A 10,839-nucleotide genomic window follows, 5' to 3' on the forward strand; every position below is an offset into this window, starting at 1 on the left:
AATAAGGTCCGCGCGCACTCATCAGACAAGTCAGCCATGCCACTTTCACGCCGAACGTTGCTTCAGGGCTCCCTGCTATCGGCCGCAGGGATCGTCTGCGGGCCGTCGACCGCCCTTGCCGAGCAGCCCGCGGAGCTTCCGACGTCGGAGCAACGCAAGCAGATGGCTGACCTGGCCGCCGACTTCATGAAGGACTACGATGTACCGGGTCTTTCGATCGCGATCGCAATCAAGGGAAAGCCGGCTTATGTCGAGGCGTTCGGGGTTGCGGATCGGGAGACCGGCGAAGCATTGACCCCGCAACACCGCTTCCGGATCGCGAGCATATCGAAGCCTGTGACCTCGACCGGGATCTTCACCCTGATCGAGGCCGGCAAATTGCGGCTCGGCGACTATGTGTTCGGCGCAAGCTCCATTCTCGGCAAGGACTATCCGACGACACCCACGCTGCCAAGCTTGATGCCACCCGGCTCGTCTCGCTCCCATGTCGAGCAGATCACGGTCGAGCATCTCTTGACCCACACCACCGGGACCTGGGGAAACCAGTCTCGCGATCCGATGTTCATGAACCAGAACCTGAAGCATCGCGAACTGATCAGCTGGACGCTGGAGCATATGCCGCTCACCAGTCCGCCAGGCGAAGCCTATGCCTATTCGAACTTCGGCTATTGCATCCTCGGCCGCGTGATCGAAAAGCTGAGCGGCCAAAGCTACGAGCAATACATCAAGGACGCCGTCCTGAAGCGATGCGGCATCACCGACATGCAGATTGCCGGCAACACGCTGAGCGAGCGCGCAAGCAACGAAGTGAAATACTACAGCCAGACAGGCGATCCGTACCGGATGAACGTCGCCCGGATGGATTCGCACGGCGGCTGGATTGCGACGCCGGGCGATTTGACGACGCTGTTCGTCCATATCGACGGCTTCAAGGACACTGAGCAGTTGCTGACCGACGACAGCCTCCGCGTCATGAGCACACCCAGCGCCATCAACCCCCGCTACGCCAAGGGCCTGTTCGTCACCGCAAACAACAATTGGTGGCACAGCGGCCTGCTGGACGGAACGACGACGATCTCGGTGCGAACCAGCGGCGATTTCTGCTGGTCGGCGTTCACCAATACCAGGTCGCGGGAAGGCATGACCCGCGCCCTCGACCTGCTGGTCTGGCACATGGTCAAGACGGTGCCTGACTGGCATCCTCAGAAGCGCGCCTAGACCCTCCCGTCATTCCGAGATGACCTGAACGAGCCATGCAAATCCGGGCTCTCCTCACCGCGCGGCCCGCGGCCTCCTCTTCACGTGATCGATGAAGGCGCGCAGCTTCGGCATGATCTGGCGGCGGCCGGGATAGTAGAGGAACACGCCCGGCGTCGTCGGTGCGAATGGCTCCAGCACGCGGACGAGCTTCTTCTCCCTCACAGCACCTGATATCAGCGGTGCGGGGACCTGCGCGAGGCCCACGCCTTCGATGGCGGCGCCGACCAGCGTCGGGAAGTCATGGCCGATGAAGGATCCCGACACGGTAAGCTCGATCGAACGGCCATTGTCGTTCAGCGACCATGGCGCGAGCCCGCCGTTCGATCGCCGCAGCCGCAGGCACGCGTGCGCGCGCAGATCGTCCGGGCGCTTGGGGCGGCCGCGGCGCGCGAGGTAGTCCGGGCTGCCGACGATGGCATACGGGAACGGCTTGGTCAGGCGCACCGCGACCATGTCCGGATTGATGAACTGGCCCATCCGGATGCCCGCATCGAAGCCGCCGGCGGCGAGGTCGACCAGTTCCTCGCTGGCGGCGAGCTCGACCTCGATCTCGGGATAGGCCTTGCAGAACGAGGCGATCAGCGGCTCGAGCAGGATCGGCACCACCGAGCGCGGCACGGTGAGACGCAACAGCCCGGCGGGCTTCTGCCCGAGCTCGCGCGCCGCCCCGCTCGCCGCGACCAGCTCCTCGAATGCCGGTCTTGCGCGCGCCAGAAACCGTTCGCCGGCATCGGTCAGCCCGACGCTGCGGGTGGTGCGGATGAACAGCACCGCGCCGAGGCGCGCCTCGAGCGCGCGCACCGCCTGGCTGATCGCCGACGGCGTGACGCCGAGCTCGGCCGCCGCGCGGCGAAAGCTGCGGTGCTGGGCGACGGCCAGGAATGCCTCGACGCCGTCGAGCGCGCCTTGCCGGACTGTGAAGTTCTGCTTCATGGCCCGTGAACATTATCGCGAATGGTCGCTCGCGGAAAGCTGCACTACATCGGAGCCACAAGCAGCGGCAACGCGACGCGCGCTGCTCCACGCAACATCACGACACCCGTCGTGAGCGGAGACCTGCGACCGATGCGAACAATCCGTCACACAATCCTGGCTCTCACCCTCACTTTGACAGGCACCACTTCCATGACCGCTCCCTCCTTTGCCCAAGCTCAAGCACAAGCCCAAGCCACCGTCACCACCGGTGTGATGGTCATCCTCACCGCGAAAGCCGGCGTCACCCGCGATCAGGTGATGGCCGTGATGCCGGACGAAATCCGGCAGACCGTGCAGCTCTATCTCAACGGCAAGATTCGCGAATGGTATTCGCGGTCCGACGGACGCGGCGTGGTCTTGCTGCTCGACGCCAAGGATGCATCCGAGGCGCACGCGATCATGGAAGGCCTGCCGCTGTCCAAGCTCGATCTGATGGATCACGAGTACATCGGGGTCGGCCCGCTGCTGCCGCTCCGCCTGCTGGTCGCCAAGCCCTGAGCGTCAAGGTCCTGAACGCAAGCCAGCCGCACCGATCGACAACAAGGAAATCCGCCGATGCCCCCGGGCTTCAATCTTCCATTCGTCCTCAGCGTCGCCGGCGCGTTTCTGACAAGTGCTGTCGTGGCCGTCACCTACGTCTGGCCGGCGCTCCGCGCGATGCCGCGTGACAACGCGCTCCGACTGCTCGCAGCGTTCCATGCGTTCAGGTTCCTGGGTATGAACTTCATGGTGGCCGGGTTCGTGTCGCCGCAGTTGAGCGCGGATTTCGCCAGCGAGGTCGGATGGGGCGATCTCACCGCCGCCGTTCTCGCGCTACTTGCGATGGCGGCGCTGTCCTGGCGGTGGGCGATCGCGATTCCGATCGTCTGGCTGTTTAACATCTGGGGCACGCTGGACCTTCTCAATGCCTATTACAACGGCGTGAAGATCGGCGATCCCGGCCTGTTCGGCGCCGGCATCTACATTCCGGCGCTCTATGTGCCGCTGCTGCTGGTCAGCCATGTCATGGTGTTCATGATTCTGTTGAAGACCAAGTCGACAGAACAGGCAGCATGACCCGTATCCTCGTAGGATGGGTAGAGCGCAGCGAAACCCATCAAGTCCAACCCGCGGTACCATGATGGGTTTCGCTGCGCTCTACCCATCCTACCGACTACTTCGACCGTCATCCCCGCGCAAAGGCTTCGCCTTTGTCGCTGGAGGCGCGAGCCTTGCGGCGCACTTGCGCCGCTGGGCGAGCCTCGAAGGATGCACGGCCCGGCTGGTGGCCGTTCGCCCTTCGAGACGGCCGCTACGCGGCCTCCTCAGGGTGACGGGACAGAAAATTGAGCGCGCGGCCCCATCATCGTCGTCACTTCAAAACGGCAACGCCACGCCGGTCTTGATCTCCTTCAGGATCACGTTGGTACGGACGTGGCGGATGCCCGGGATGCGGAACATGAACTCGTCGAGGAATTTGTTGTAGGCGTCCATGTCGCGCACCACGACGCGCAGGTGATAATCGGCGTCGCCGGTGGTCGCGAAGCATTCCAGCACTTCGCGGCGCTTCATCACCCGCGCGACGAACTCGTCGACGAACTTCACGTCGTGCCGCTCGAGCGAGACGTGCAGGATCGCCGAGGTCGCAAAGCCGGCGCGCTCGCGCGCCACCAGCGCCGAATAGCCCGAGATGACCCCGGACTCTTCCAGCGCACGGACCCGGCGCCAGCACGCCGAGGTCGACATCCCGACGGTTTCCGCAAGCTGCTGGTTGGTGGCGCGGCCGTCCTTCTGCAGTTCGGCGAGGATTTTCTCGTCCTGCTCTTCGACCATTGCGAGGCCCTCGATCTGGTAGATTCTACCGAATGATATCACCTACAGCAATATCCTGCCGATTTTTCACTGATGAATGAATGGATAGGTAAGACCTACCAGGCCCACAGGCATAGCCTAATCGGATCAGACATCGCGATTCCCGGAGGGGTCAGTCATGGGCCAGATGCCGCTGCTCGACGCCTACCAGCTGTCCGACCGCTACAGCCGCAAACATGGCCGCGTCTTCCTCACCGGCACGCAGGCGATCGTCCGCATCGTGCTCGACCAGGCGCGGCGCGACCGCGCAGCCGGCCTCAACACCGCGGGCTTCATCTCCGGCTATCGCGGCTCGCCGCTCGGCGGCGTCGATCTCGAACTGTGGAAGATCGGCGAGCAGCTCAAGAACAGCCGCATCGAATTCCTGCCCGCGGTCAATGAGGACCTCGCGGCGACCGCGGTGCTCGGCGCGCAGCAGGTCGAGACGCAAAGGGATCGCGAGGTCGATGGCGTGTTCGCCCTGTGGTACGGCAAGGGCCCCGGCGTCGACCGCTCCGGCGATGCGCTGAAGCACGGCAATGCCTACGGCTCCTCGCCGCATGGCGGCGTGCTTGTTGTCGCCGGCGACGATCATGGCTGCGTGTCGTCCTCGATGCCGCACCAGTCCGACGTCGCCTTCATGAGCTGGTTCATGCCGACGCTGCATCCGGCCGATGTCGGCGAATATCTCGCATTCGGCGAATATGGCTACGCGCTGAGCCGGTTCTCCGGCATGTGGGTCGGCTTCAAGGCGATCTCGGAGATCGTGGAATCCGGCGCCTCGGTCGAGCTGCGGCCGCCGCGCCGTTTCGTGCAGCCGGATTTCGTGCCGCCGGCCGGCGGCCTGCATTATCGCTGGCCGGATCTGCCGGGCCCGCAGATCGAGGAACGGCTGGAGGCGAAGAAGCACGCGGTCTACGCGTTCGCGAAAGCCAATCCGATCGACCGCCACATCTACGACATCAAGGATGCGAGCTACGGCATCGTCACCACGGGCAAGGCGCATCTCGATTTGATGGAGGCGCTGCGGCTGGTCGGGCTGGATGAAGCCGCCTGCCGCCGCTTCGGCATCGACATCTACAAGGTCGGCATGGTGTGGCCGCTGGCGCTGCACGATGCGATGGAATTCGTGAAGGGCAAGCGTGAGATCCTCGTGGTCGAGGAGAAACGCGGCATCATCGAGAGCCAGTTCAAGGAGTATTTCTACGACTATCCCGGCGCCAAGCCGGAGCGGATGGTCGGCAAGCATGACGAGAGCGGCGCGCGGCTGATCTCCTGGACCGGCGAATTGTCGCCGCGCATGCTCGCCGACGTGCTGGCGCGCCGGCTCGACCCGATGTTTCCGGAGCTGCAACTCGCCCGCCGCGTCGCCGCGCTGGTACCCGAGAGCGACCGCATGATCGCGGTGCCGGGCGCGACGCGCACGCCGTATTTCTGCTCGGGCTGCCCGCACAACACCTCGACGAAAGTGCCCGAGGGCTCCAAGGCGCTGGCCGGCATCGGCTGCCACTTCATGGCAAGCTGGATGGACCGCGAGACCTCGTCGCTGATCCAGATGGGCGGCGAAGGCGTCAACTGGGCGGCATCATCGAAATTCACCGGCAACAGCCACGTGTTCCAGAATCTCGGCGAAGGCACCTATTATCACTCCGGCTCGATGGCGATCCGGCAGGCGATCGCCGCGAAAGCCAACATCACCTACAAGATCCTGTTCAACGATGCGGTGGCGATGACCGGCGGCCAACCGGTCGACGGCCCGGTTAGCGTGCAGGCGATCGCGCACTCCGTCCGCGCCGAGGGCGTCGCGCGGATCGCGCTGGTCTCCGACGACCCCGCGCATTTCTCGTCGGCCGACCTGCCCGTGGGCGTCACCATCCATCCGCGCGAGGCGATGGACGCCGTGCAGCGCGAGCTGCGCGCTGTTCCCGGCGTCACCGTGCTGATCTATCAGCAGACCTGCGCCACCGAGAAGCGGCGGCGGCGCAAGCGCGGGCAGATCAAGGATCCCGCGCGCTTCGCCTACATCAACGACCTCGTCTGCGAGGGTTGCGGCGACTGCTCGGTGGAATCCAACTGCCTCAGCGTCGAGCCGAAGGAGACGCCGTTCGGCCGCAAGCGCAGGATCAACCTCTCGACCTGCAACAAGGACTTCTCCTGCCTCAACGGCTTCTGCCCGAGTTTTGTGACGATCGAAGGCGGCAAGCGGCGGACGAAGACGGCAAGCGCGATCGATCCGCTGACGCGTGCAGCCGCGCTGCCGGCGCCGGAGCTTGCGGGACTGGAGCGGCCCTATGATCTCCTTGTCACCGGCGTCGGCGGCACCGGCGTCATCACGGTCGGCGCATTGATCGCAATGGCCGCGCATCTCGAGGGCCACGGGGTCTCGGTGCTCGACTTCACGGGCTTCGCGCAGAAGTTCGGCCCCGTGCTGAGCTATCTGCGGCTGGCGGCTACGCCCGACGCGCTGCACCAGGTGCGAATCGACCAGGGCGCAGCCGACGCGCTGATCGGTTGCGACCTCGTGGTGAGCTCGTCGGCAAAAGCGTCCGGCACCTATCGCAAGGGGATGCGCGCCGCGGTCAATATCGCCGAGATGCCGACCGGCGACGTGGTGCGCTTTCGCGATGCCGACCTCGCCTCGCCGGTTCGGTTGCGCGCGATCGAGCGGGTGATCGGGTCGGGCAACCTCACCATGATCGACGCCAACGCGCTGGCCGAGCGGCTGCTCGGCGACAGCGTCTTTGCCAACATCATGATGCTCGGCTTTGCCTGGCAGCAGGGCCTGGTGCCGGTCTCGCTGGAGGCGCTGACGCGCGCGATCGAGCTCAACGGCGTCGCCATCGAGCGCAACCGGCAGGCGCTGGCCTGGGGCCGCATCGCCTTTGCCGATCCGGATTTCCTGCCGAAGGCTGACGGTGCCTCGGCCAATGCACCGGAGACGATCGAGCAGATGATTGCGCGCCGCGCCGATTTCCTCACCGGCTATCAGGACGCGGCTTACGCCGCGCGCTATCGGGCGACAATCGACCGCGTGCGGCGCGCAGAATCGGCGCTGGGCAGCGAGACCTTGACCGACGCCGTGGCGCGGTCGCTGTTCAAGCTGATGGCGTATAAGGACGAATATGAGGTGGCGCGGCTGCATATGCAGTCGGGCTTCCTCGACGAGCTCAGTCAGGAGTTCGACGGCGACTTCACGGTGCAGTATCACCTTGCGCCGCCGTTCTTCCCCGCGCGACGCGATGCGCGGGGACGGCCGAGGAAGCGTGCGTTCGGGCAGTGGATCCAGACGCCGCTGCGGTTGCTCGCCGGCCTGAGAGGGCTGCGCGGCACGCCCTTCGACTTGTTCGGCTACACCGCGGAGCGCCGCACCGAGCGCGCGTTGATCACCTGGTATGAGGTGCTGATCGAGACCATGCTCGGCAAGCTCGACAAGGCACGGCTGCCCGATCTCGTCGCGCTGGCAAAGGCGCCGATGGAGATCCGCGGCTATGGGCCGGTGAAGGACGCCGCGATCGAAAAGACCAGGGCGGAGGTCGCGCGGCTCACCGCACGACTTGCCTCCGCGCCGTCAGACCAAGGCGACGGCTCAGGCCGCCGCGCGGCGCTTGGCGGGTGATATCAGGCCGACTACGACGGTCGCGAGCACCGCCACGACGATGTTGAGCAGCAGCGCACCGAGGCCGACATAGAAGCTGTAGCTGGCATCGCCGAGCGAGATGCTGGCGAGCGGCTTCAGCCCGTTGCTCCACGCGGTATATGTGCCCCAGCCGATGCCGACCGCCCAGCCGAGCAGCAGCCCTTCGGCACGGAACCAGACGGTGAACAGCCCGAACACCAGCGCCGGCAGGGTTTGCACGATCCAGAGGCCGCCGAGCAGTTGCAGGTCGAGCGCATATTGCGTCGGCAGGAACAGGATGAAGGCGAGCGCACCGACCTTGACCACCAGCGATGTGATCTTCGCCACCGACGCCTCACCGGCGTGCGAGATGTCCGGGTTGACGTAGGACTTCCAGACATTGCGCGTGAACAGGTTGGCGGCGCCGATGCTCATCACCGCCGCCGGCACCAGCGCGCCGATCGCGATCGCCGAGAACGCAAAGCCCGCGAACCATTCCGGGAACAGCGTCTTGAACAGCATCGGCACCACGTCGTTCGGCGAAGTCACCTTGATGCCGGCGGCATAGGCCATGTAGCCGAGCAGCGCGATCAGGCCGAGCAAGAGCGTATAGGCCGGCAGCAGGATCGCATTCTTGCGGATGGTATCCGCCGACTTCGAGGCGAAGATGCCGGTCAGCGTGTGCGGATACATGAAGGCGGCGAGCGCCGAGCCCAGCGCCAGCGTCGCATAGGGCAGATACTGCGAAGGCTTCAACGTCAGGCCGGTGGCGCCGCCCTTCGCCGTGAAGGCGTCGTTGGCGGCCGAGAACACCGCGCCGTAGCCGCCGAGCTTCGCGGGCACCACGACCACGGCGGCCAGCACCACGATGTAGATCATGATGTCCTTGACGAAGGCGATCAGCGCCGGCGCGCGCAGGCCGGAGCTATAGGTATAGAGCGCGAGGATCACGAAGGCGGCGATGATCGGCAGTTCGCCGGACAGCCCCATAGCCTTGATCACGACTTCCATGCCGATCAGCTGCAACGCGATGTAGGGCATGGTCGCGACGAGGCCGGTCAGCGCCACCGCGAGCTCGAGCGCGCGCGAGCCATAGGCGCCGTGGACGACATCGGCGGCGGTGACGTAGCCGTTCGCATGCGCCTTCTTCCACAGCACCGGCATGACCGCGAACACGAAGGGATAGACGATGATGGTGTAGGGCAGCGCGAAGAAACCATAGGCGCCGACCGCATAGACCAGCGCCGGCACCGCGATCACAGTGTAGGCGGTGTAGAAATCGCCGCCGACCAGGAACCAGGTGATCCAGGTGCCGAACTGGCGGCCGCCGAGGCCCCATTCGTCAAGATGTTCGCTGACCGGGCCGGATTTCCAGCGCGCGGCGAAGAAGCCCATCACGGTGACGAGCGCAAAGAAGAAGATGAAGACGCAGAGCGCCACCCAGGCGATGTGATCGGTCATGGCTGTCCCCTCACCGCGGCTCGTCGGCATCGGGCCGGCGGCTGCGATAGACCAGCCAGATCAAGAGCGAGGAGATCGGCACCCAGGCGAGCTGGTACCAGTAGAAGAAGGGAAAGCCGAACAGCGACGGCTCGACGAAATTATAGAACGGCACCCACAGCAAGCCGATGAACGGCAGCAGCAACAAAATCCACATGGCCTACTCTTCAACGCAAGACATAGCTCAAGGCGGGAGGTTCCGCTGATCATGGCAACGATCCAGGAACCGGTCCGTTGCGTCTAGAATCACGGTTACGGCAATGCGACGCAAAAAGATGTGATCGTCACCTGGTGCATGCCGCCTATTCGGCCTTGATGCCCGCGTCCTTTATCACCTTGCGCCAGCGCGCCTCCTCGCCGGCAAAGTAGCGGTCGAGCTCGGCCGGCGGTGAGGCCACCATCACGAGGCCCTCATTGACGCTGAGCTTCTTGAAGGCCTCCGCCTGCACGGCCTTGGCCGCCGATCTGTTGAGGCGATCGATGATGTCCGGCGGCGTATTCGCCGGCGCGTAGAGGCCGTACCAGGATTCGGCGACATAGCCGGAGGCGCCGGCTTCCGAGATCGTCGGCAATTGCGGGAACGCAGGCGAGCGTTCGGCCGACGTCACTCCGATCGCGCGCAGCTGCCCGGCCTCGACCAGCGAGGCGCAGCTTGCCACCGTGGTGAACATCACCTGGATCTGGCCGCCCATCAGGTCGGTGATGGCGGGCGCCGCGCCCTTGTAGGGAACGGTGGTGAGATTGACCCCGGCCATGTGCTTGAACAGTTCGCCGGCGAGATGCGCCGAGGTGCCGGTGCCATAAGTGCCGTAGGACAGCTTTTCCGGATCGGCCTTCGCGGCCGCGATCAGATCGGCAATCGACTTGATCGGCGAAGCGGGATTGACCACAACGACGTTGAAGGAGCGCGCCACCAGCGCCACGGGCGCAAAATCCTTGTGCGCATCATAAGGCAGCTTGCTGTAGAGGCTCGGATTGACCGCGTTGGCGAAGGTCGCCATCAGCAGCGTGTAGCCGTCGGCTGGACTCGTCGCGACGCTCTGCGTGCCGATGATGGTGCCGGCGCCCGGCTTGTTCTCGATGATCACGGTGACGCCGAGATCCTTTTGCATCTCCTGCGCCAGCGTCCGCGCGACGACGTCGGTGCCGCCGCCCGGCGCGAACGGCACCACAATCTTGACGATATGGTCGGGATAGGCGGCGCGCGCCGGCAGTTGCAGCAGCAGGTTTGCTGCGATCGCGTACAGGAGTGATGCGAGAAGACGAAGCGGCATGGCAGGCCCCGGCGGCAGGCGGTGCCGTCTTCATACACGCGAACGCCATGCAAGGGATGCCGGGCCGTCATGACGCGCTATTAGGTCCGTCATCCTGAGAGTCTGACTCATAAATCACCCAACCTTAGCTGCAGCCGCGAGTCTGCGGGTCAGGAGCCTGATGTGTGCAATCAGCAGCCAGGCAGCTTCGGTTGCCACCGTCGCCTCGAAGTCCTTGGCGAGGCGGCGGCATCTGCCGAACCAAGCGAATGTGCGTTCAACCACCCACCGCCTCGGCAGAAGCTGGAAGCCTTTGACGCCTTGAGGCCGCTCGACGATCTCGACAGTCCATGGACCGCAGTCTGAGAGCGCGTCGAGGAGTTGATTTCCGCGGTAGATCCGGTC

The 10,839-nt window shown here is 64.9% G+C and carries 10 protein-coding genes; 4 read left to right on the top strand and 6 right to left on the bottom strand.

What is annotated here, in order from left to right:
* Window positions 1-162 precede the first annotated feature (162 nt).
* On the top strand, window positions 163-1,218 hold the full coding sequence (locus J6525_RS18280; RefSeq protein WP_225645678.1) for a serine hydrolase domain-containing protein: 1,056 nt from the start codon (window positions 163-165) through the stop codon (window positions 1,216-1,218).
* Window positions 1,219-1,272: 54 nt separating this feature from the next.
* Here J6525_RS18280 and J6525_RS18285 read toward each other — a convergent pair whose 3' ends face one another.
* Window positions 1,273-2,193, bottom strand: coding sequence for a LysR family transcriptional regulator (locus tag J6525_RS18285; protein WP_225645679.1), 921 nt, complete (start codon window positions 2,191-2,193; stop codon window positions 1,273-1,275).
* A 192-nt stretch (window positions 2,194-2,385) separates the two neighbouring features.
* Between J6525_RS18285 and J6525_RS18290 the strand changes: the two genes are divergently transcribed.
* Both J6525_RS18290 and J6525_RS18295 read left to right on the top strand, forming a co-directional pair.
* Entirely contained in the window at window positions 2,386-2,733 is a 348-nt protein-coding gene (locus J6525_RS18290; RefSeq protein WP_225645680.1) for a hypothetical protein, read from the top strand.
* Between the two features lie 57 nt (window positions 2,734-2,790).
* Window positions 2,791-3,291, top strand: a complete 501-nt coding sequence (locus J6525_RS18295) for a DUF8737 domain-containing protein (protein WP_225645681.1) — start codon at window positions 2,791-2,793, stop codon at window positions 3,289-3,291.
* A gap of 300 nt (window positions 3,292-3,591) precedes the next feature.
* Here J6525_RS18295 and J6525_RS18300 read toward each other — a convergent pair whose 3' ends face one another.
* Entirely contained in the window at window positions 3,592-4,047 is a 456-nt protein-coding gene (locus J6525_RS18300) for an Lrp/AsnC family transcriptional regulator (protein ID WP_057015467.1), read from the bottom strand.
* A 157-nt stretch (window positions 4,048-4,204) separates the two neighbouring features.
* On the opposite strand from J6525_RS18300, the gene J6525_RS18305 reads away from it, so the two are divergent.
* The gene (locus J6525_RS18305) at window positions 4,205-7,681 is read left to right on the top strand and encodes an indolepyruvate ferredoxin oxidoreductase family protein (RefSeq protein ID WP_225645682.1); all 3,477 of its coding nucleotides are present in this window, start codon (window positions 4,205-4,207) and stop codon (window positions 7,679-7,681) included.
* Here the strand turns inward: J6525_RS18305 and mctP are convergent.
* The 4 genes from mctP to J6525_RS18325 all read right to left on the bottom strand — a co-directional run.
* Window positions 7,652-9,142 (bottom strand): monocarboxylate uptake permease MctP, encoded by a 1,491-nt coding sequence (gene mctP, locus J6525_RS18310; protein ID WP_225645683.1) that lies wholly within the window; start codon window positions 9,140-9,142, stop codon window positions 7,652-7,654. The genes J6525_RS18305 and mctP overlap by 30 nt on opposite strands.
* Before the next feature lie 10 nt (window positions 9,143-9,152).
* Window positions 9,153-9,338: a DUF3311 domain-containing protein gene (locus tag J6525_RS18315; protein ID WP_038384255.1), complete on the bottom strand. Its 186-nt coding sequence runs from the start codon at window positions 9,336-9,338 to the stop codon at window positions 9,153-9,155.
* A gap of 145 nt (window positions 9,339-9,483) precedes the next feature.
* On the bottom strand, window positions 9,484-10,455 hold the full coding sequence (locus J6525_RS18320) for a Bug family tripartite tricarboxylate transporter substrate binding protein (RefSeq protein ID WP_225645684.1): 972 nt from the start codon (window positions 10,453-10,455) through the stop codon (window positions 9,484-9,486).
* A 114-nt stretch (window positions 10,456-10,569) separates the two neighbouring features.
* Window positions 10,570-10,839: transposase (locus J6525_RS18325; protein ID WP_225645685.1), on the bottom strand; the 270-nt coding region annotated here is incomplete at its 5' end.

The organism is Bradyrhizobium australafricanum, assembly GCF_020329495.1.
GTDB classification, from domain to species: domain Bacteria; phylum Pseudomonadota; class Alphaproteobacteria; order Rhizobiales; family Xanthobacteraceae; genus Bradyrhizobium; species Bradyrhizobium australafricanum.